The organism is Candidatus Binatia bacterium (assembly GCA_036493895.1).
Lineage (GTDB): Bacteria > Desulfobacterota > Binatia > UBA1149 > CAITLU01 > DATNBU01.
Map to the genome: position 1 here is coordinate 14568 of DASXOZ010000028.1, position 22077 is coordinate 36644.

Genomic DNA, 22077 nt, shown 5'->3' on the forward strand with positions numbered 1-22077 from the left:
CGTACTCGCCGCATCGGACCAGCGAACTGCCGGTAGCCAATGAGACTTCTGGAGGCCCCAGGCCTCCGACGTGCACGCGATACCAGGCGCCCTCGCACTGGCGGATTTTTTTCTGTACGCCGTCTTCAGGGACAGGCGAGCTCACCGCCAAGCCCGAGCGCCGCGCGCAGGACAAGGAGCGCATCGGTCGCAGTGACCGCGGAGCTGTCGTCGACATCGCACACCGCCAGCGCGCATCGGCGCGCGTCGCTGGCGGCGAGCAGCACAAACAGAGCATCGCTGATGTGCGGCCTTTGCGTACGGATGCTGACCGGCTGGCCGCAGCGGACGATCTCGCAGTCGTTCGTGCAGGGCTGGCCGCCGTCATTGTCCGTGCCATCGTCGCACTGTTCGGGATACGCGACCTCGCCGTCGCCGCACGCCGCATCGCTTCCGCAGAACGAAACCGTTGCATCCTGGCCCCAGCATTCGAAGCTGCCGTTGGTCTTCAGTCCGCACGTGTGGCGGTAGCCCGCGGATATCTCGACGAACGGTCCTTTCGGTGCGTGCGTAAACAGGTCGGTGCCCCAGCAGTCGACCTCTCCGTCGGTTCGAAGTGCGCACGCAAACTCGGCGCCTCCGGTAACCGATTGGTACGCTCCACCCGGCGGGTCGAGCTGACCTTCCGTCGCATTCCCCCAGCATTGGATGCTGCCGTCCGGATGGACGCCGCAGACGTAGGTGCCGAGGCCGAGCTGACTGCCGGCGCCCGCAATGTGGACGAACGGTCCGGCAGGAACGACGGGATCAAACTGCTCGGGGAAGATCGAATGACTCCAGCACTCCGCGTCACCGTTCGGCCTGAGTCCGCAGCTGAACAGACCCGCGGCGGCAACCTCTGTGAACTGTCCTTCCGGCCCGTCGAGCACCGCACCTGTATCGGCGCGCCAGCAGGCGACGGTCCCGTCGTCGTGGACCCCGCAGGTGAAGTCGAGGAAGCTTGCGGAGATCTGCCGGAACTCGCCTTCCGGCGAATGCGCTGCGTAGGCGGAAGAGGAAGACCAGCACTTGACGGTGTGGTCGGGCCTTCGTCCGCACATGTGGTAGGTGCCCATCGTAATCTGGTCGAACGGTCCGGCCGGAGGCGGATACGGCGAGTACGGGGCCTCGTTGCCCCAGCACGAAACTTCGCCGGCCGTATCGAGCGCACAGCCGAACGCGCGGTGTGCAGTGTCGCCACCACCAGCCACGTGCGTGAAGGATCCGGTCATGGGAGCCTGAAACGGCGAGGCAACGTCGCTCTGCGCATTCGATCCGCCGACGCACACGAGGTCACCGTTGTCACTGACGGCACAGACGCGCATGTAGGACGGATACAGACCACGCTGCGCCGCGGTGATCTCACGATAGGTTCCAGCAGGGAACGGAATGTCCTCGTCGTGGTCGCGGCAGACAACCGCGCCGTGTACGTCGAGAGCGCAGCCGACGCCCAATGACGCAAGCGCAACGCGATCGTACTCGCCGGCGGGGAAATGCGGAAAAGTCGTGATGCTTTCCGCCTTCGTCCAGCACGCGATCGTGGCGTCGTCGCGAATGCCGCAACGCGACAGCTGCTCGCCCATCCCCAGCGACCTGAAGCGTCCGTCGGGCGCCGTCCATCCGTCGATGCATTCCACGGTTCCGTCCGCCCGAAGGCCACACGGTCCCTGCCAATCGACGAAAGTTCCTGCGAGCGGGATCGAGACGGAGGTGGGATTGTCGGCGGACCACTCTACAAGCGTGCCGTCTTCGCGAAGCCCGAGACACAGTGACCCCGCGTAGGCACCACACGACGGTTCGAGCGCGAGCAGCGAGAACTTTCCTTGGGGCGCCGGCGCCGTCACGTCCCACTCGTCGTTGCCGTAACCAAACCAGCACGCCACGGTACCGTCGCGGCGAATGCCGCAGCTTCGATCGGATCCGACGGAAACCTGCTTGAACGTACCGAGCGCGCGCTGACGGATCGGCGTCGTGGTCTGGGCGTCATCCCAGCACGATGCGACGCCGTCCACACGTACCGCACACATCGCAGTAGGCCCACTCGCCACGCTCGCCGCGAGGCATGACGGCGCCGCCTCCGCGGCATGGGAGCTGCCGAAGAGCACGGCGAGAGCGAGAAGGAATCCACGAAGCATGCTGTTCTCCCGAGGATGAAAACGGCCGATGCGGCCACGAACCTGCCGTGTAACGGGTTGGTCGAGGCAAGCCCAGCGGCAGCTCCCTGCGAAAAACGCCTTGTCCAGGAGGCCCGTGCAGCAGCTTCGGCGGGACGGTCCCTCACGGCCGGACCGGCGCGATCCGCGATCAGGTGATGATTTCGTATTTCTACTTACTTGCCATCGGGGTCGTGCCCGAGATCACGCGCCGTGTGCCTGGCGCCCCGTCATCCGTCCGCGATTCGGTAGCAGCGTCGGTAGCGACCGAATCACACCCCCCACCTTCTTCTCCGCAACGCGAATGTCGTACATCGCCTGAAGGTTCATCCAGAACTGGGGACTGTTCCCGAAGAAGTGCCCCAGTCGCAGGGCCGTATCGCCCGTGACGGCCCGCCGGCCGTTCAGGATGCCAGTGACCCGGTTCGTAGGAACCCCAAGGCGCCGGCCGAGCTCGGCGGCACTCATTCCCAGTTCTTCGAGTTGCTCGGCAAGATGTTCGCCGGGGTGAATCGCGCTACGTCCCATGTCACACCTCTCAATGGTAATCGACGATCTCGACGTCGGTCGGCCCCGCGGATTTGTACGGCCACGCAAAGCAAATCCGCCACTGATCGTTGATCCTCCCGCTCCACCAAGCCTTCATCCAGTACAGTCCACACTCGCCCGTTAGCGTAACCACGCGCGTGGAAACGCTTACGTTGTGGAGCGTGGATGCATGGCGCCGTGCGTTGCGTCGAATCGGACGCTGCGCGCTGGACATTCCCGGCGAGCACGACGAGCACGCCGATGGTCGCGTTTCTCGCACGGCGGACCCGGTGCGGTCCGCCGTGTGGCTATTTCAAACGGCAGAATGCGTCTACTGAATCTGAGTGAGGGTCAGATAGGCCACCGTCGTCAGTTCTCCCGCCGGGTCCGGAGCGCTCAAGTTCAAGATCGTGCCGGTTAGATTATTGATGCTCAGGGTGTCCCCGACAGCGAGTTGCACGAGCATCGAATGACCGACCAGGGAATTGGTGGTCGATCCGTTGTGAACAATCGAGCCGAAAACGGTGAGGCCATTCCGGACCAATCCGATGGAGTCGTTGATCTCGCCTGGACTGAATCCGAACGAGGCCATGTAGTCGCCCTCAACGGAGACGCTCACATTCCCGGTCATAGGATTGAACAGGAGACCGGCACCCGCCGAACCTGCGACAACGGAGAGCGGAAGCCCGGTACCAGGCAAAACCGTGACAGCATCTCCGCCAGGGATTATCTGGACGATCGACAGAGCGCTGTGAACCACGGCGCCACTCAGGACCTGCGCCTGGCAGTCGCCGCCGACCGGCATGATGCCGCTTCCGGTCACCTTGAGGAACGTGTTCTGCGGCACGTCGACGCCGACGAGCACCGCGGTCAGCCGATCGGTCTTCGCACTCTTGGCCGCGTTTTTGGGCGTTACGGTCTTCGTGGCGTCGATCTTCAGCGCCTCGACCGGCAACGACTGGCTGTAAACCGCCGGGTCACTGCAGTCCGCCAGCGCGTGGAGTTCCACTGTCAGCATCGTTCCTGCCGGGGCGCCCGTGCGCAACGGCTTGTCTTCGACATCGTAGTAGACCGGGACCTTGGCCGCGCCGGCCAGCGCAATCGTCGCGTTCAAGAGCATTGCGGCAACTGCCGCGCCTGTGATCGTTCTTCGCATCATGACATCCCTCGAGGGCCCCCATGTGGGACCGTTTCCCAGGATGGCTCTTATCATACGCCCGCGATCAGCACAGTGGCGCACCTCGATGATTCAGAGAGGCTGCTTCGACGGAACCTACGATGAAAGCCGGGTCTCGCGCAACGCGGACGGGAAGCTGAGAGCGCGCGGGACGCGCTGACGCAATCGCCGCGACTGCCGGGGCGCAGCATCCGCTGCGCCCCGGCAAGCTCACGTCGCAACGTTCAGAGAAAGCGCATCGCGGGTCAGAGAGTCCGCACCGCCCGCACGCGGAAGCTGGCGTCCATCGAATGGTGCGTCGTCGTTCCGAACGCAGTCACCGTCCACGCCTCGACGGCGCCGAAGAAAGGAGACGAGGACCAGTAATCGTCAAAGGCCGTGCAGCTGCACTCGGTCACCGTGCAGCCCGCTGGACACGCGGTGCGAAATCCCGGCGCGACGGCCGGGCTGGCCACGTCGAGGTCCGACAGCGCCTCGAGCTCCTTGATGTTGGGAAGGCGCCAGTCCTTGTGGCCGGCGAATCCGTCGGTGGTATCGCTGTTGAGCCCACCGATCTTCAGGTACGCGTTCGACCACGTGTACACGTTGTCCATGTCGTGGGTCGAACTGTCGTTGGCGAGCTTCTCCCACATCAGGCCGGTCGCGGGATCGCTGATCGTGCCGTCGCCGTTGTCGATGTAGTTGTGCCGGACACCGTTTTGCAGATCCCCGTCCTGGCCCGAGGTTCCGCTGCAGGCAATCTCGCCGGCGTCGGGATCCACGCAATCCGTGATCCCGGTGACCAGGGGACCGCCCGGAGGCGGACAGTCGAGCTTGACCGGTTGCCCGACCGAGGCCCGGAGCACCGCGAGCGCATCAGTCGCCGTCAGGTTTCCGCTGTGGTTCACGTCTCCACAGACCGGTCCGATATTGCCCGACCACGCGGCCGGTGCGTCAAAGGCCACGGCCAGAGCAAACACGAGAATTGCGGCAATCTTTCGCATCGAAGGGTACTCCTTGGAACCGCCGCGCGGGAAAATCCGCGCCGGGTGTCCCTTCCTGACAGTCTTCAGACGCTGTGGTCAAGCGGTCGTGGTGGCGACGTCGTAAGCAATCCACTACTCGCGAGATCACGCGACGTCACGCACCGCGTGCGATCAGTCCCGCGAGCCTGGTGCCATCGAGGACAAGACGACCACCGGCGGCGGATCGAGCGACTCGGAATTGGTGTCGGACGCGTCGAGGACTTCGATCCGGAACGACTCGGGCGCGAGGTCGTCGGCGGTGCGGAAGCCGCACCGTATGATCGGGCTCGGGGCGTGGAAACCCTGCAGGCTGATCATTCCGATCCTGGCGACATCCTGCCGGGGATCGTTACCGGCAACGATCGCGTCGACCAGGACCACGCAGTCGATCTGGTCGCCGCTTCCGATGAAGCCGCCGTTGTTTCCGAGATACGTGACCTCGAACTGCAGGGCTCCGATCGTAACCGGCACGGCATCCCCGGGTTCGACTGAAAACGTAAGTGAGTAGTCGGTGGCGTTCCCGGTAGCGTTCCCGTTGCCGCACCCGTAGCCGGATGCCGTGATCGCGAGGGCCACGACCGCGCGTGGTGCGACGGCGCGGACGCATCGACAAAGGTTCATTGCGAAGCTCCTCTATCGCGTTCGCGAGACTGGCGGAAGTCGAGTGATGGAGCCCACACCACGCCGCAGCGGACGGCAGTTGCGGGCCACCGCAAACCACGCGCGCCCATCGCCCGGCTTGAGGAGAGCTTCGGTGATTCCGTCGGGGAAGCTGTTCGCGTTGGCGTACTTGGCGCCTTTGGAAAGCGACGGATTGCCCGATGCCTTCCAGCACTTCCGTCATCGCAGTCTTGCACGCCAACGTGGACGGCACGCACGTCGAGCGTGCAATCGTCAGCCGCCGGTCGAGCTGCCCTTATAGCTCGTCAAAGACTGCCTCTCGCGCGCCGCCGCGCGGTACCAGCAGCCGGTAGTGGTCGCACCATCGCGCGCGACGATCTTGGCGGACAGAGTAATGTTGTCCGGGAACAGGTCGGGCAGCGCGAGGTTCTCTCCCTTGCCACGGAAACGGAAGCCCCCGCCGAGCGTTGCCTTGACGAGACCGATTCCGTCCGCGCTGCCCGCGCGGTCCTTGTAAACAAACCCGTTGTTGCCAGTCAGCGTCCAGCACGGCTTGGTGCCGCACATCCCATCCGCAGGCACGGTCCCGCGGAAGATCACGTTGCCACCGTCGCCGCTGTCGGACTGGTACAGACACAGCGTATAGTCGGTCGAGGTAGTCGGATCGCCGAGGCTCGACTGCGGTACCGCGAAGTCTTCGAGCAGCGCGGAGACCTGCTGCCTCGTCCCCTTCGAGTCGAGCCGCACCGAGATCGACGCCTCCTTGTCTGCACGGTCACATGGGTCGCTTCCGGGGCCGACGCAGCCGGAGAGCGGGCTGCAATATCCGCACGGCGAACAGTCGATCGGATCACCGGCTACGCAGACGCCGCTGCCGTCGCAGGTGTCGGGAGTGCAGACGCTGGCATCCTTGTCGCACGAGGTCCCCACCGGCTCGGGCGCCGAGATCACGCAGGATCCCGCGTTGCAGTTGCCGCTTCCGCAGCCCGCAGGATCGGAGCACGCGGCAGTGTTGTCGATGTGCTCGCAGACGCCGGCGCCGTCGCACTTGTCGTCGGTGCAGACGTCGAGATCGTCAGTGCAGGCTGTGGCCGGTGGGTCGTAGGTGCAGGACGACGAGCAGCAGTCGCCGTCGAGCTGGTTGCCGTCGTCGCAGTCCTCGCCGTCATCGAGCTGCTGGTTACCGCAGCGCGATCCGGACACATCGGTAATATGGGTGAGGCATTCGAAAGCCGGTCCGGGGAGCAGCTGTGCGATATGCAGCTCCTGCGTGCCGGTGAACGTCAGACCGTCCGCGGCAACGCTGCCTTGGACCGAATTGGTGCCGCACAACGGGTAGGGTTGTCCCGGATCGATCGAAAACGCACCAGTCCCTTCGTCGATGTTCCCCGCATATGGCCCGTAGTAGTCCGTGCTCACCCGGAGGGTCCCGGCGGACTCGGTGACGTCCCAGTGCTCGCTCAACGCGCCGGTTACGTGCCACTTGCCGGACATGTCGTAGGCCGCATGCGCGTCGAGGCGCGATACGATCGTGGCCCAGATCACGGTGACGGCGGCAAGAAATCCGGCGTGTCTCCCGAGCATGGGAAGCGTTTACCACGAAAGCGCAACGGCAAGCGAAGACTTTCGCAATCTCGCCTGCGAGTGCCGACTCGGTAACAGTTCATACCGAAGTCACGGATTCATTGAGGAATTTTCCACGTTTTTCCCCAGTCCCTCCGTTCGCGTTTTTCGGAAACCCGAAAGACGTTCCGACAGCGCCGATCGAACCTCGCAAACGTTGCACTAGCCGGGGACAAACGGTTCGATAGCTGCCGTTCGGTTCGCGACGGAACCAGTCCACTACTTAGATCAACAGGGGAATACTCACCATGAAATGCAAGATCGGCGTTGCCGTCACGGCCAGCGCGATGCTGGCGTGTGTCACTTTTGCCGGCTCGGTATCTGCGGCCAGCACGCCCGCGGAGAAATGCGCATCATCCAAGATGAAGGCGTCCGGCAAAGCCTGGGCAGCGAAGGCGAAGTGCTATGCCACCGCACTGGCCTCCAGTAGCGACGTCGACCAGGGTTGCCTGGACACGGCGCAGGCCAAGTACGACGACGCATTCACCAAGATCGAGCAGGCCGGAGGCTGCTCCATCACCTCGAACGCCGCGTCTATCCGCACGAAGCTCGACAACGGCGTGGAAGACGTGGCCGGTGACCTCGGTTGCGGAAACGGCCATCTCGACGGTGACGAAGCCTGCGATGACGGCAACCTGGTGGCCAACGACGGTTGCAGCCCGACCTGCACCAATGAGTGCGGGGACGGTCAAGTGACGGGCTCGGAGCAGTGCGACGACGGCAATCTCGTCAACGGCGACGGCTGCGACAACAACTGTACGACCACCGCCTGCGGCAACGGCATCGTCACCGCGGGAGAGGTCTGCGACGACGGCAACGCCGTTAATGGCGACGGATGCGACAACAACTGCACCGTATCGGCGTGCGGAAACGGCGCGCTTGCCCCGTCGGAAGCTTGTGACGACGGCAACATTGCGGACGGCGACGGTTGCAGCTCGACGTGCACGCTGGAGACGACGTGCCCCTGCTGGACGACGGCCAGTCTCGACGGGCTGTACCCGATCGGCTACTTCGACCAGGCCGGTCGTGGCGGCGTGTTTTGCTATAACGGCGGCATCTACAATCTCCAGATGGTGTCAAACGATAGCTGCAACACCGGGCCGCCCGCGAACGACGACCTGGCTCGCGCTGGATTCGGAGTGTCGAATCAGTCCTGCGTCATCCTTTCCGACCAGGATCCGTCCAACAGCGGCTTCTGTCCGGCATGGTCACAAACCGTCAACATGGGTCCCATGACCACCATCCAGAACGTTGCCTGCTACTGGACGATGAAAAAGACGGCCATCGTTCAGGCCACCTGCCCCTGACGCGTCAGCAAGGCCAAGGAGACCGGGCGCGACTCACCATCGCGTCCGGTCTCGTCAGCTCGTGAGCCAGCGTGAGAGATGCTCGTACACCTCGGAATGTCCGAGCAACTCGAGATGGTGCGCTCGATACACGATGAAGGACCGCGACGGAGCGATCCCGAGGTCGCGTTGCGGATCGGCATGAGTCCCGAGCGCACTCGCGACCGGAACCAGGCCGTCGCCGACCAATCGATCGCGCGCGTCGCCGAGACTCCCGCCAGTGGTCGCGGCAGCGGCCAGGCAATCGATCCCCTTCGGCAGCGACAGCGGAATTCTCGTGTCATGCGCTCGCGAGAAACGATCGGCGGCGTGCCAGTCCTCGTCGAGAAGATTGCCGTGTCGAAGATCGGTGATGCCGGCGCTTCGCAGTCGCGCCAGGCGCGACAGCGGCGAAGCGTAGCGAATGCTGCCGAGCACCTCGTGGAACCAGTGGCCGCCGCGCTCCAGAGGTGCGCCGTGGTGCGGCGTGCCGAGAAAGGCGATGCGGGACAGCGACGTCGTCCAGGAGTGCGATGCGAGCCCGGCGTAGTGCACGGCGCTGCGAGCGACGAGGCCGCCCATGCTGTGTCCCACCAGCATCAGCTCCAGGTTGTCGGCAGGCCACTCGCGCGCGAGCGTCTCGAGCAGGGTTGCCAGCCGGCGTCCGTTGGTCGAGATGTGAAGCCCGCTGTTGTAGCGCAGGTACAGCGCAGTAAAATCGTGGTCGCGTTCGAGGCCGACGCCGTAGTCGACCGCTCGACCCTTCCATTGAACATCCGAGCCGCACAGTCCGTGCACGAAAACGACTACGCGCGGCGACGCGCTCGGAAAAACGCGGGCGAGTGCCTTGCGGCGAAGCTCGAGAGCGCGGCCGCCGGTGCGAAGCTCCATGCCCACTGCCAGTGGGTTGCCGCTGTCGGCAAGATGATCGCCGATCACGCCGTTCAGCACCGAGAGCAGCACATCACGCTCCGGCGTCGAAGCTCTCTTTCCGAGTAGCGGCACGATCGGCGTAAGAGCCAGGTCGATCCCGCCGCCGATGCACCGTGCCACCAGGCGAACCGACGAGTAGATGAGTCCGGAGAGGCCGCCGGCGCGACCCGACAACGAAGAAGCCGGCAGAGACGGCGGCCGTGTGACCGACTCGTGCATCGCCTCGACGATGTCGGTCACTGCGCCGGTCGCATCGGTGGCCAACCGGGCGATGCCGTGAAGGTCGGCCGCGTGAAAGTGAGCGCGCTCGCGCATGATCCCCTTATCCACGCTTTCCACTGGAAGTGCGAGTGCCTGCAAACGCAGCGAGCCTGGCCGAGTGTGGAGCGGGTTCCCGTACGATTCCAACGCCGCAACTACCGCGCGTTTACCTCGATTGCCGCGGGCGCATCCAACTTGAATAACGGGTCACCGGCCCAAGCGGTTGGTTTTGATGCCCATCGAGGAGTATTCCGCGATTCGCATCGCCAACTGGCTGTCGGGTGTTTTCGCATCCACCGGAAAATTCGCATGCCGCTCACAGAACCGGGTGCCGGACTAACGGACGCAGAGGCGCGTCGGCGCCTCGCCGAGCACGGCCCGAACGAGCTCCCGCGCGCCGACAAGCACGGACTCGGCGCAGTCGTGCGCGAAGTGATCAGCGAGCCGATGTTCCTGCTGCTGATCGCGGGCGGCGCCATCTATTTCGTCCTCGGCGACATCCGTGAGGCACTGATCCTGCTCGGGTCGGTGATCGTCGTCATGACGATCACGATTTACCAGGAGCGAAAAGCCGAACGGGCGCTCGAAGCGTTGCGCGACCTTTCCAGCCCGCGCGCGTTGGTGATTCGCGACGGTCGCCAGCAGCGCATTGCCGGGCGCGACGTTGTGCCGGGCGATCTGCTCGTGCTCGGCGAAGGCGATCGTGTTCCGGCCGACGGCATCCTGCTCGACTGCAATCACGTTACCGTCGATGAATCGCTGCTGACCGGCGAGTCGCTGCCGGTTTTGAAGCGCGCGGCGGACACGGAGATTGCCGAGATGCTGGTCCCGGGCGGAGACGGATCATCGTTCGTCTACTCCGGCTCGCTGATCGTCCAGGGCCAGGGAATCGCGCGAGTGCTCGCAACCGGCGCCGGCACGCAGATCGGCGGCATCGGAAAGGCGTTGCAGCAGCTGGATATCGAGAATACGCCGCTGCAGCGTCAGATGGCTCGCGTTGTGCGCGTGTTCGCCGCGATCGGCATCGGCCTCTGCCTGCTCGTCGTCGCCCTGTACACGCTGCTTCGCGGCGGGTGGCTCGACGGCCTCCTCGCCGGGATCACGCTCGCGATGGCGATGGTACCGGAGGAATTTCCGGTCGTCCTCACCATTTTCCTCGCGCTCGGTGCCTGGCGCATTTCGCAGCGCAAGGTGCTCACGCGCCGCATGCCGGCGATCGAAACGCTCGGATCGGCCACTGTCCTCTGCGTCGACAAGACCGGCACGCTCACCGAAAACCGCATGGCGTTGGCCGAGATCGCGACTGCCGATCGATTCGTCGAAGCTGGGTCGAGCCCTCTTCCCGTCGAGGCGCACGCAATCATCCAGACCGCAGCACTGGCGTGCGAACGCAATCCGTCCGATCCGATGGAACGCGCCATTCTCGACTATGCGAACTCGGCGACCGATGACGCCGATCAGCGCGTCCAGTGGCGCCTGGCCAAGGAGTACGATCTCACGCCGCAGCTGCTCGCCGTCACGCATTGCTGGGAGCGACCCGGAAACGGCGAGATCGTCGTCGCGACCAAAGGCGCGCCGGAAGCGATTGCCCGTCTCTGCCGCGCCGACGAGACGTTGCTCGAGCACATTCTGGCCAGAACGGCCGAGCTGGCCGGACGTGGCCGGCGCGTCCTTGCGGTCGCGGAAGCGCGGCATGACGGCCGCGATTTTCCCGCCGATCCCACGGTCTTTTCTTTCCGTTATCGAGGATTGATCGCTCTGGCCGATCCGGTGCGCGCGAGCGTACCGCGAGCACTGAAAGACTGTCTCGATGCCGGCGTTCGCGTCGTCATGATCACCGGGGACTACCCGGGCACTGCCGTCGCGATCGGCCGCCAGATCGGGCTCGAATCGCCGGGCGGCGTGATCACCGGCGAGGAACTCCGCACGATGGACGAGACGCGGCTGCAAGAGCGCGTTGCAGACGTGAACATTTTCGCTCGCGTCGTTCCCGAGCAGAAACTACGGCTGGTGAACGCGCTCAAAGCCAACGGCGAAGTGGTGGCGATGACGGGCGACGGCGTCAACGACGCACCGGCGTTGAAGGCGGCCCACATCGGCATAGCCATGGGAAACCGCGGCACCGACGTCGCGCGCGAAGCGGCGTCCCTGGTGCTGCTCGACGATCAGTTCGCCTCCATCGTCGACACCATCCGTCTCGGCCGGCGCATTTTCGACAATATCCGCCACGCGATGTCGTATCTGCTCGCCGTACACGTGCCGACCGCCGGCATGGCGGTCATTCCGCTGATCGCCGGCTGGCCGCTGGTGTTCTTTCCCGTGCACATCGTATTTCTCGAGTTTGTGATCGATCCGGCTTGCTCGATCGCTTACGAGGCGGAGCCCGCGAATCCCGACATCATGAATCGCCCGCCGCGCAACCCGCGCGAGCCGCTGCTCGGTGCGCAGCTGCTTGGCTTTGCGTTGTTGCAAGGCACCGCCGTGCTGCTGGCGACGGCCGTCCTGTATTGGGCGGCGCTCAAGTATCCCGTCCCGGAAGCGCGCGCCCGCGCGATGGCGTTTGCCGTGCTCGTTCTCGGCAATACCGCGTTGATCCTTTCCAACCGATCGCGCACGCGCAGCGTACTTTCCACGCTCGCGACGCCGAACCGGCCGCTCTGGGTTGTCATCGCCGGCGCACTGGTTGGATTGCTGCTCGCGCTGTACGTGCCGGCGCTGCGCGACGTGTTTCACTTTGACGCGCTCACCGCCGGCGAGCTCGCGCTTGCAGTGCTGGTCGTATTCGGGGGATTGGCGCTGTCCGAAGCTGGCAAGTGGGCGCTGCGTACGCGGAACCAGGGGCGAACCTGACACGTTCTGGATCGAGGTCTCGAGTCCTGGCTTCGGGGCGCGGCCTTTCCACCTCGGGCCGTAGCGCCCCGGCGTCCGTGACCGGTTCCCTCCCCGCCGCGACCGCGGCCGGACGCTCAGCTGGGGGTGGGGGCCGCGCTTCTCCCGGCACCAGTATCGCGCGGATCGCGCTGCGACGGCCGAGATCGTCGCGCACTTTCCGGCACCCTTCCATCAGGCCCGGCCAACGAGGAAGATCGCGACGATGCGTTCTGGCTGCGGCGGGACGCTCGATGGGAGGGAACGCGAATGAAGTGGAGTTCGAGTGCTGGTTTTCTATTGGCAGCGTTGGTGTTGGTGGCGCGGCCGGCGATTGCTGCGCCGGTCGACGGCGAGCTCGGCTTCAGCGTAAATGGCGGCGGATGTTATCCGACCGGCATATCGCCGGGTCTCTTCGACTACCTGAGCCTGCTCGATCCGGAGTGGACGCCCGTCGTGCCCAGCGATTCGTTCGTCTCGGCTCCGGTCACGGTGCACGCCACGGTGGAAACGTTCCACGGAGATACGGGCGGTGATTTCCCGGCAACGCACGTCACCAGCGACGCCGTTTTCGAAGTCGAAGTCGATCCTGCCGACGTGGACCTGGCGGGGACCTACAACGATGCCGGACACATGGGCATCGAGTGGGAGCACGGCTCGCTGCCCGCGTTCGCGTGGCCCGGCGAAGGAGATCGCATCGTCGCGCTCGGGCGCTGGATCTTCGACTGTGGTCATGCGACGTCGACTCCCGGCAACTGCTCGACCACTGTCGCACACCAGTGCATCCTCGACACGGACTGCCCGATGGGCGAAACCTGCGTCGGCGAGCACGTCGGCTACGAGTCCGAGATGCATCCACCGCAGGCCCTGGCCACGATCCGCGCCGGCGGTGGCGGACTGATCTCGACAAAAGACGGTGCCGCGCCCGTTCTGGCCACTCGCGCAGACATCTTCGTCAGCGGAAATGGCGGTGGCGCGGGCGACCGCTGCATCGTGACGCACCGTCCGAGCCCGCTCGAGTTGCTCAGCGTCTCCTGTTTTCCGCTTTCGAAGCCGGTAGCGGCGCTCAATTCGCAGGATTTCACCTTCGACCTTCCGTTGCCCCCGCAGCCGGTGGGCGCCAGGCGCGTGCGTCATCTGCTCGTCAAGTATCCCAACGCAGATGGCACGAAGTCTCCAAAGGTGAAGGTGCGGCCCTTCCTTACGGACCCGATCCCGCATCTGCAGGTGACCGTCCGCATGACGGCCGGGTCCGCGCCGACCGGCTTCTCCGGAACGCTCTTCGCAGGCTGGGTGGGCGACGCGACACCGCTCTCGCACGTGCGCGTGACGCTGCAGCAGGTCGAGGTGAAGCACCCGCTAAAACCCGCCGTGCCGATCTCACCGAAGACCTGCTCGTCGACGGGCGCATCGTGCACTGCCGACTCCGACTGCACCGACCCTTCGTATCCGGTCTGTACCTTCCTCAGCGGCACGTCGAAAGTCTGCCAGCGAGCTTGCGGCGCCGACACCGATTGCAAGCCGCCGACGTGTCCCGCTTGCTCGAGCAGCGACACCTGCCTCGGCCTCGGGCCGATCACTCCGTGGGCGCTGCAGGTCGGAGTCAACGGCCAGTGGCAGAAGCTGACGGGGCTCGACAGCGTCACGCAGCCGACCATTGCTGGCGGATCGTTCTCGATCCCTCAGGCGCAAGTGTACGACCAGTTCCTGCCGTCCGACGGATCGCTGCGCATCCAGGCACACGGAGTGAGCAAGGAGTGCGTCGATGCGATGCTCGGCAAGGCGATCGCCACCGACCTGGTCGAGCAGGGGCTGACGAAGGGGCTCGACTGCCTCACGTCGCGCGGCCACACGTCCTTCGGCGGCTCGCAGAGCCATAGCCCTGGGCGCATCGACCAGACGTATGCCGGTCCCAATTTCGGCGCCGGGATGGCGGGCACCGACTACGTCGTGCCGAGCGTCGGCGGCGATGCGGGACACTGCTCGGTCAGCACGAGCACGCTGTGCGTGTTCGACGAAGACTGTCCCGGCGGTGAGACGTGCACGATCGTCGGCGCCGCGTTCGACCTGCACTATCATATCGAAGTCGTGCCTTGAGCGACGGCTGGCGGGCGCCGCAGGTTGCGGCGTCCGCCACCGCGCTCGGCCAAGCGTGAGCGCTGAGGTATACGTGTCGTATGTCCTCTGTCGGCCGCGCACTGCGGGAAAATTTCGTCCTCGTCGTCGGGCTCGTGCTCCCCGTGTTGCTGATGGTCGGGTTCCTGGCGGCCAGCAGCCTGACCCAGGGCCTGGTCGTCCCACCGAAGTATGATCTGGTCTTCGCGGTCCAGGACTATGCGCCGGCGGCGCAGAATCTGCCGATCGGGCTACGGCTCGTGGTCAAGGACCATGTGCTGGTGGCGCAATACGCGAAGCTGACGACGCAGAGGTCGGCCTTCACGTACGGAGCGTGGAAGAAACTCTACATCTACGAAGCGTCGCTGCACAAGGTTCGCGAGCTGGCGCTCGGCATTCCGGCGGATGCAGAAACGATCGACGGGACCCGCGAAGAGGTCGTCGAAGCGACCAGGGATCTGCGACTGGACACGACGATTCAATCGCCCGACGGCTACGAGATCTCCTCCAGCGACACTTCGCACGGCGGGCTGATCACCTCGCTCTTCTGGGATTCCTACAATCGCAGTCGCGTGCGGCTTCGTAGTGGCAGCTCGAGCGTGCCCCTGGAGCTCGGCGACGGACACTCCGCGAGTTATCCGGGAAACGTCGAATTCGTCGGATGGGTGGTCCCGGACGCGAAGGCCAATTCCTGAGATGGGCGCGAAAGACGACGCGCTGGTCGAAGTGGTCGAGCTGATGCGCAGCCACGGGCTCGGCATCGACGAGGTCGCGTCGGCGCTGGCGGGAGAGCGGGAGTTCGAAGCATCGCGCTCCGGCAGCGTGCTGTCGCGGGTCTTCGCTTATCTCGGAGGGATCCTCATTTTCGCCGGCCTGGCGATCTACATCGGCATGAAATGGGACGTGGTGGGCCCTCTCGGCCGCGTCCTGATGACGCTCGGTCCGGGCGCCTGCCTGTTTGTCGCCGCGCTGGTCGCAACGACGGACGCGCGCTTGGAAGGTGCCGCGACGCCTCTCTTCCTCGTCGCCGCACTGCTCGAACCGACCGGTCTGGTGGTGATCCTGCGCGAGTTTGCCAGCGGCGCGGATCCGGAGCGCGGCATGCTGCTGATCAACACCGTGATGACGATCCAGCAGGGTTGCACCTTCCTGGCGCGCCGCAGGACGGTGCTCGCGCTGACGACTGCGATCTTCGCGTCGGGACTCTTCTGGAACAGCCTCGACCTGCTCGACGTCAGCAAGGACCTGATCGGCACTGCGCTCGGCATCTCGCTGATGTGCGTGGCGTGGAGCCTCGACCGATCCACGCACCGGGCGATTGCGGGCCTCGTCTACTTCTTCGGATCGGCGACGTTCCTCGGCGCGACCTGGGACTGGCTGAACGACACACCGCTGGAGCCGCTGTTCATCGCGATTTCCAGCGGCATCGTCGTGCTCGCCACCATGGCACACAGCCGAAGCCTGCTGGTGGTCGGGACGATCGCCTTGATCGGCTACCTCGGGGACTACATCTACGAGAACTTCGCGAACAGCGTGAGCGCACCGCTTCTTCTGATCGCATTCGGGTTTGTGTTGATCGGGCTGGGCGCAGCAGCGATCCGCCTCAACAGGAAGTTCATCGCACCCGCCGCTACCTGACGAACGTCACGAGGGAGTCAGGGAAAATGCGCGCTGAAGGTGGCACTCCGGAAAACTGATCGGGCCGCCTCACGTCGGCGGCGCATTCGACTTGCACGGGCACGTTGCGGCGACCGCTTGCCATCCTCGCCTGTCAGCTCTCGGCCGCCTGGCGGCGCGTATTCTTCTCTATCGCGAAGAGCACGCCGATAACCTCGCCGCACGCGATCGTGAGCAATCCGGTCAACAGGGCCGCGACGCTTTCGGTGAGCCGGATCGAGTCTTCCGGCGAGATCGCATGCAACTGCTGCATCGCCTGGTACGACTCGTGAGCGAAGTACGCTCCACCGACGACCAGGATTGCACCGAACAGACGCAGCACTGCCGAAATGAAGGAAAGTAGCGGGAATCTCGCGTTCAAGGCGCTTCTCCTCGCGATTTCTGTTCGGACCGGATTACGCCGTGACTTGCGCGGGACCGGTGCAGAGATCGCCCCAACTGCCGATTCGTTGCCGAATACACGGGGACGCTAACCCGATGCGGACCGTGACGCTACCGGTGAACGTGTCGCCTGTCACAGGCGAGTCCAGGAAACCGTCGCGGGATTTCCCCCAGCGCAGCCTTTATTCGACCACGATCACCTTACGTTTTCGTGCGTCGATGGTTTCCCGGGAATGGCCGTCACCTCGCCGAGCTCGACGGCGGCAACAGCGGCTCCAGAACCTTGAACACCCGTGACCGGACGTACTGGGAGATATCGACGAGGACTTCGTAGATCGGGTCGCCTGCGGGCGGGCTCGGCGGATTGGCGAGCGCGACATCGAGAGAGCTCGTGACCTTCCTGATCACGTCGTCCTCCGTGCCCTCGGGAAGAAGCGGAAGCCGCGCGATCGGCGCGCGGCCCTTTGGCGGAATTCCGGTACGAAACCAGCCGCCGGCCGGATCGAAATCGGCGGGCACGATCGCCTCGAGACTCCACCGGCCGACGACGCTGCCGACGACCGGCAGCGTCTCGCGCTGATCGGCAACAGCAAGCTCGTGAAGCTGCCAGAGCAGGTCCCACTCCGGATTCTTGTCGGGCCTCGTGTAGCAGGGCTGCAGGCGATGGATGATCTCGCCGGCCTCCGAGCCCACCAGGCCGAGCACGTCGGCCGCTCCCTCGCGAAATTCTCCTTCGCTTCGATGGATCGGGAACTTCGCGATTTCTTCCTGCTTCTTGGTCAGACGTCCGCTGAATGCCGCGGCCAGCTCGAAGAAGAGATGGTCCAGGCTGGCGCGAAGGTTCTGCACCACGTCCCCGATGACCGGCGACAGCGCCGCGGCAGGGATCGGGTCGTTCTGGAAATAGAAGATCTGGTAGCCCGGGTCTTCCGAATCCGGCTCGCCGAAGAGGGTTTTGCCTGCGCCCTGTTTCCAGTCCGTGATCCGCGCCCCCAGCTCCCGGAGGTGATCCTGCGACCGATGGAACTTGATCAGGTGGCTGCGGCCCATCGGACGACGATACCGGCAGACGCACGCCGCCGCCACGCCTGGCCTGATTTCGATTTCACGAATCGGGCGAAGCGGGGTTCGAGGTCGATGGGGCAGACCGTCGCAGACTGCCGAAGTTACTCGGCAGCCGTCTCCCCGGAGCCGCCGAACTCCTTGGGAAAATCCTTGAACTTGGGAAGCCCGTCGCGCACGGTCATGACGCGCTCGCTGTAGTTCACGTGCATGGTCGGTGCGTAGGTCATGCCCTTGACGGTGCCCGCGGGCACATCGGTCATGCCGATGCCGGGATGGCGAACCAGCACTCCCGCGCCGCACTCCTTGCAAAAATGGCGGTGACTGTTGTCCGTTCTCTTGAAGACTCCGAGCTTGTCGGCGCCCTTGGTGACGTTGACGTTCGGCGTCGGCCACAGCGCTGCCGCATGCAGCGGCGAGGAGAGCCAGCCACGGCACGATTCGCAGTGGCAGTAGCACTGGACGGCAGGTGCACCCGTGATTTCGACCTCGACGGCACCACAGATGCAGCCGCTCTTGAAGGAATTCTCTGCCATGGCTTCTCCCTTTGCGCCGGCTCACATAGCCGGAATGCAGCCTCGTAGAACGTACCGCGCGCAAAGCGCGCGCGTTGGTGCGCTGCGGGGCTCGTTTCCTTCAAAAACCGCGAGCGAGCAGGTGTGTCAACCAACACGTCCGCCGGACCGCCCCATATGGGGCACCCCGAGCTCGCGCGCTTCTACTCCGGCTCGATGCGGTAGATGCTGTTGTTGCCGTTGATGATGTAGAGCTCGCCTCGCGCGTCTTCTCCCCACGACACGACGCCGGTAAAGAATGCGCCGGACGAACGTGCATCGTCTGTGCGATCGGTCACATCGGTGGCTGCTCCGCCGACGATTTCAAACGTACGGATGAACGCCGCACAGAGGTCCGAGAAGAAGTACGTGCCGGCAAAATCCGGCATGGCGCACCCGCGATAGACGTAGCCGCCCATCACTGCGCAAGGCCTTCCGTGCTGGTATTCATACACCGGCATCGTGAAGCCGGTCGGAGGATCCGGACACGTCATCTTGTGGCAGTGGGAACCTTCGAAAATGTTCCAGCCGTAATTCTCGCCGCCGAGACTGGAAGCCGGCTGGTAGTCGACTTCCTCCCACGTATTGGCACCGACGTCGCCGATGTAAAGATCGCCGGTCGCGCGGTCGATGCTGAAGCGCCACGGGTTCCTGAGCCCCTTCGCCCAGACGTACTCGACGTCGCTCGTTCCGTCCACGTAATGCGGATTGGTCGGCGGCACCGTCGCCAATGGCGCAGTGTCGTGGTGGACGTCGAGGCGCAGGACCTTGCCGAGCATCGAAGCATCGTCCTGGGAATTGCCGCCGTCACCGTCGTCGCCGATGCTCCAGTAGAGGTAGCCGTCGACTCCGAACTGGATCTGTCCGCCGTTGTGGTGGGCCGCGCCGGGATGAGGAACCAGGAGTACCTGCTGCCTCGTCGATGCGTCGGCAAGCTCGGGATTGGCCGACACCTGGTAGCGTGCGATCACGAGATCGCCGTCGAGGTTGGTGTAGCTGATGAAGAAGCGACCGTTGGTCGCATAGCCCGGGTCGAACGCCATGCTCAGCAGGCCGCGCTCGCCGCCGGTGGTCGTCAGCGTGCTGATGTCGAGGAACGGCGCCGGAGCAACGGCGTTGGTCGCAAGGTGGACGACGCGGATGGTGCCGGCTCGCTCGACGACGAAGATCCTCGAAGGATCCAGTCGCGGCGCCGCGACAAAGAGCGGCGCCGTGAAGTCGTTGCTGACGAAGACTGCATTGATCTTCGTTCCGGCGGTGTGGGGGACGCCCGAGCAGATCGCGCTCGTGTTTTCGAGCTTGCACGACGACGAGCAGCCGTCGCCGTCGACGAGGTTCCCGTCGTCGCATTCCTCGGGCAGCTTGGCGACGCCGTCGCCGCAGACAGGCGGAAGATCGCAGATGCACTTCTCGGTGCACAGCCCCGGACACGCTGCGTCGTCACCGACCTCGCAGGCCTGCGAAGGCCCGTTGATCCCGTCGCCGCAGACAGGAGAAAGCTCGCGCACGACGTCCTCGACACCCGGGTCGTCGAGGCCTTCGATCGATGCGGCATCACCGACGGTCGTGCAGCCCCCGGCGCTCTCCGCCTTCGCGAACGCCGTCTCGAGAACGGCATCGGCCTTCGCGAGGCAGGCGCCGTCGGGGCCGATACTGCGCCGGCCGCGGCTGCCGTAACATCGAAGACGGGCGCCGACGTGGCGGCCGGCACTTCGCAGCTTGTAGCTCGCGCAGGCACGCGCCTGGTCGTCGGCGGCGGGAGCAAGAGCGGCGTCCACCTGCGACCTCGTGTTCTCCAGCGTCGATTCGACGGCGCCTTCATCGTCTGTCGTGACGCAGCCGCCGGCCGCCTGGGCCTGGCTGAATTCGGTCGTGAGCCGGGCGGCGGCCTGGTCCGTACAATCGGCAGACAGCGATTGGTTGGCGGCGAGCGCGGCGGCGTAGCAGTTGAACAGCGAGCGCGAGTATTTGCCGGTGGCGCTCGTCTTGGTTCCTCCGCAGCGGTCGGCCGCGGAATCGGCACGCGCGCTTGCCGCAACGCCGATTACCAGCGTCGCGGCCAGCGCCGCAAGAAGCGGGCTTCCCTTCTTCATCCGTGTTTCCTCCCCCGACAGACCGCGCGACTGGCGCGCGTCGCCGCTGCGAGCTGCCCCGCGCGGCTCCCGGTACGTGCACCGTCAATTATCGCGCGAAGCACCGGCCGAGGCCACCGACTTCCTGGGTCCGACGACGGAGATGGCTACGCAGCCGGCCACGGCGGCGCGCACGACCGCCGCATCGTTGCGCGATGCGCCGATCCCCGGCCAGTCTTAACGCGGCCTCAGCAAGATCACCGGAATGTTGCGCGGCGAGCCGGCCTGGTAATCGTCATAGGCGGGCCACTGCTTCGTCATGATCGGCCACACGCGCTTCTTGTCTTCGGCAGTGCCGGTGCGCGCGGTCACGGGGATCACCTTGTCGCCTACCTGGATCTCGACGTCCGGATGCGCGACGAGGTTGTCGTACCAGCCGGGATTTTTCGGGTAGCCGCCCTTGGACGCGATGAGCACGTAGTCCTGTCCGTCCCGTCCGTAGATCAGCGGGAACTTGCGAACCTGGCCCGTCTTGCGCCCCTTCGTCCTCAGGATCAGGCAGCTCGTACCGTTCCAGTCGTGGCCGACGCGACCGCCCGTCGCTTCGTACTGCTTTACGTGCTCGTCACCGAAAAGGCTGTAATCAGGCATCGGAATCCTCTCCTCGTTCGTGAATGCTGCAGCTCGAGTCCGCCGCCGGCTCGAGTGACCTCTACCACGGATTTCCCGCCATCGAAGTTCCTCCGCTCCGGAATCTCCGCCTGCAGTGCGGTGCAAGGCTGGCATGGGTGCGACGCGATGTCTCGCAACGCGGGCTTGCCGGGCGGTCCGATTTTCCTTGCCAAGCCCAATCCGGGTTGCCTACCGTTGCCGGGAGCGGCAGGGGGGCGTTCGCGCGATGGGAGAGGCCAATGGGCGTCGACCCCGCAGGTCGGCCAGTCGTTTCGCATTTGCCGTCGTATGGACAGTCGCGTGCACTGCACTGTGGTGCACTCGCGCGCAGGCGGCGACGATCGACGTGACGACCACCGGCGACACCGTTGCGGTCGACGGTCTTTGCTCCCTGCGCGAAGCCATCCAGGCCGCCAACGACGACCTGGCGATCGTCGGCGCCGGCAGCGGGTCGACGAGCATCGCGACGCAAGTGATCACGCCGGGGCCCTGAGCGACTCGCAGGTCGTACAGAACGAACCGGCCAGGAGGCTGCTGCTCACAGCACGATCCGTACGAAAGCCGCCAGCGCCACTGCTCCGAAGAAAACCACGATCACGCGCTCGGCCGGCTCTCCCGGGACGTGCGGCGTCTTGCCGTGCCCCCGCCAGAACAGCAGCCGGTAGTGCGCCAGGATTCCGAAGATGTAGCCGACCACCAGGAAAGCCGCGGCGCAGCAGAACGCCCCCGGCACGCGCAGCAGCAGCGGCGGCAGCTGTTCGGTGGAGACGAGCGGCACCACGACGAACAGCATGCAGCCGACCATGGCGCTCAGCAGCAACCAGTCCGACCACGCGATGTAGGTGGGCAGACCCTGCTCTCGCTGGGCCAGCTCCCGCTGGATGCGAAACATCATCGTCGTCAGCGCGAAGGCCGAGACGATGCTCGCCACGGTTACCAGGACACGTGCATCGAGCATGGCCGTATCAGATTGCACCGCCCAGGCGGTGCGGGCGAGAGCGAAGCCACACGATGCACCCCACGCGAGGCGCGC

The 22077-nt window shown here is 65.1% G+C and carries 19 protein-coding genes and 1 pseudogene; 6 read left to right on the plus strand and 14 right to left on the minus strand.

All coding sequences use genetic code 11. From position 1 onward, the window contains the following. Positions 1-125: 125 nt before the first annotated feature. The 7 genes and pseudogenes from VGK20_07385 to VGK20_07415 form a co-directional block, all read right to left on the minus strand. Positions 126-2153 carry a hypothetical protein gene (locus VGK20_07385; GenBank protein ID HEY2773859.1) on the minus strand — a complete coding sequence of 676 codons (2028 nt, stop codon included), beginning with the start codon at positions 2151-2153 and terminating at the stop codon, positions 126-128. A gap of 222 nt (positions 2154-2375) precedes the next feature. Then, entirely contained in the window at positions 2376-2699 is a 324-nt protein-coding gene (locus tag VGK20_07390; GenBank protein ID HEY2773860.1) for a HigA family addiction module antitoxin, read from the minus strand. A 10-nt stretch (positions 2700-2709) separates the two neighbouring features. Next, positions 2710-2802, minus strand: a pseudogene (locus VGK20_07395) (plasmid maintenance system killer protein). 228 nt (positions 2803-3030) lie between these two features. Then, the gene (locus tag VGK20_07400) at positions 3031-3858 is read right to left on the minus strand and encodes a hypothetical protein (GenBank protein HEY2773861.1); all 828 of its coding nucleotides are present in this window, start codon (positions 3856-3858) and stop codon (positions 3031-3033) included. A gap of 263 nt (positions 3859-4121) precedes the next feature. Further along, a complete protein-coding gene (locus VGK20_07405; GenBank protein HEY2773862.1) occupies positions 4122-4859 on the minus strand; it encodes a DUF1566 domain-containing protein in 738 nt (245 codons plus the stop codon). Positions 4860-5012: 153 nt separating this feature from the next. Beyond that, entirely contained in the window at positions 5013-5501 is a 489-nt protein-coding gene (locus VGK20_07410) for a hypothetical protein (GenBank protein HEY2773863.1), read from the minus strand. A 273-nt stretch (positions 5502-5774) separates the two neighbouring features. After that, entirely contained in the window at positions 5775-7085 is a 1311-nt protein-coding gene (locus VGK20_07415; GenBank protein HEY2773864.1) for a hypothetical protein, read from the minus strand. Positions 7086-7372: 287 nt separating this feature from the next. Here VGK20_07415 and VGK20_07420 point away from each other — a divergent pair, with 287 nt between their 5' ends. Beyond that, on the plus strand, positions 7373-8431 hold the full coding sequence (locus VGK20_07420) for a DUF4215 domain-containing protein (GenBank protein HEY2773865.1): 1059 nt from the start codon (positions 7373-7375) through the stop codon (positions 8429-8431). 54 nt (positions 8432-8485) lie between these two features. Here VGK20_07420 and VGK20_07425 read toward each other — a convergent pair whose 3' ends face one another. Next, on the minus strand, positions 8486-9697 hold the full coding sequence (locus tag VGK20_07425) for an alpha/beta hydrolase (protein HEY2773866.1): 1212 nt from the start codon (positions 9695-9697) through the stop codon (positions 8486-8488). A 255-nt stretch (positions 9698-9952) separates the two neighbouring features. Between VGK20_07425 and VGK20_07430 the strand changes: the two genes are divergently transcribed. The 4 genes from VGK20_07430 to VGK20_07445 all read left to right on the plus strand — a co-directional run bounded on the left by VGK20_07430 (position 9953) and on the right by VGK20_07445 (position 16264). After that, positions 9953-12493 (plus strand): cation-translocating P-type ATPase, encoded by a 2541-nt coding sequence (locus VGK20_07430; GenBank protein ID HEY2773867.1) that lies wholly within the window; start codon positions 9953-9955, stop codon positions 12491-12493. Between the two features lie 288 nt (positions 12494-12781). Further along, positions 12782-14608: a hypothetical protein gene (locus VGK20_07435; protein HEY2773868.1), complete on the plus strand. Its 1827-nt coding sequence runs from the start codon at positions 12782-12784 to the stop codon at positions 14606-14608. A gap of 80 nt (positions 14609-14688) precedes the next feature. Continuing rightward, positions 14689-15321: a hypothetical protein gene (locus VGK20_07440; protein HEY2773869.1), complete on the plus strand. Its 633-nt coding sequence runs from the start codon at positions 14689-14691 to the stop codon at positions 15319-15321. Between the two features lies 1 nt (position 15322). Continuing rightward, positions 15323-16264, plus strand: coding sequence for a DUF2157 domain-containing protein (locus tag VGK20_07445; protein HEY2773870.1), 942 nt, complete (start codon positions 15323-15325; stop codon positions 16262-16264). 133 nt (positions 16265-16397) lie between these two features. Here the strand turns inward: VGK20_07445 and VGK20_07450 are convergent, their stop codons facing one another. The 5 genes from VGK20_07450 to VGK20_07470 form a co-directional block, all read right to left on the minus strand. Next, positions 16398-16664: a hypothetical protein gene (locus VGK20_07450; protein HEY2773871.1), complete on the minus strand. Its 267-nt coding sequence runs from the start codon at positions 16662-16664 to the stop codon at positions 16398-16400. A 260-nt stretch (positions 16665-16924) separates the two neighbouring features. After that, positions 16925-17734: a hypothetical protein gene (locus VGK20_07455; protein ID HEY2773872.1), complete on the minus strand. Its 810-nt coding sequence runs from the start codon at positions 17732-17734 to the stop codon at positions 16925-16927. A 116-nt stretch (positions 17735-17850) separates the two neighbouring features. Then, complete coding sequence (locus VGK20_07460) at positions 17851-18282, minus strand: GFA family protein (GenBank protein HEY2773873.1); 432 nt, start codon at positions 18280-18282, stop codon at positions 17851-17853. A gap of 182 nt (positions 18283-18464) precedes the next feature. Then, on the minus strand, positions 18465-20393 hold the full coding sequence (locus VGK20_07465) for a PQQ-dependent sugar dehydrogenase (GenBank protein HEY2773874.1): 1929 nt from the start codon (positions 20391-20393) through the stop codon (positions 18465-18467). A gap of 216 nt (positions 20394-20609) precedes the next feature. Continuing rightward, entirely contained in the window at positions 20610-21023 is a 414-nt protein-coding gene (locus VGK20_07470; protein ID HEY2773875.1) for a nitroreductase family deazaflavin-dependent oxidoreductase, read from the minus strand. A 247-nt stretch (positions 21024-21270) separates the two neighbouring features. On the opposite strand from VGK20_07470, the gene VGK20_07475 reads away from it, so the two are divergent. Next, positions 21271-21537 carry a CSLREA domain-containing protein gene (locus VGK20_07475; GenBank protein HEY2773876.1) on the plus strand — a complete coding sequence of 89 codons (267 nt, stop codon included), beginning with the start codon at positions 21271-21273 and terminating at the stop codon, positions 21535-21537. Positions 21538-21582: 45 nt separating this feature from the next. On the opposite strand, the gene VGK20_07480 is transcribed toward VGK20_07475, so the two are convergent. After that, positions 21583-22002 (minus strand): hypothetical protein, encoded by a 420-nt coding sequence (locus VGK20_07480; GenBank protein HEY2773877.1) that lies wholly within the window; start codon positions 22000-22002, stop codon positions 21583-21585. Between the last annotated feature and the right edge of the window lie 75 nt (positions 22003-22077).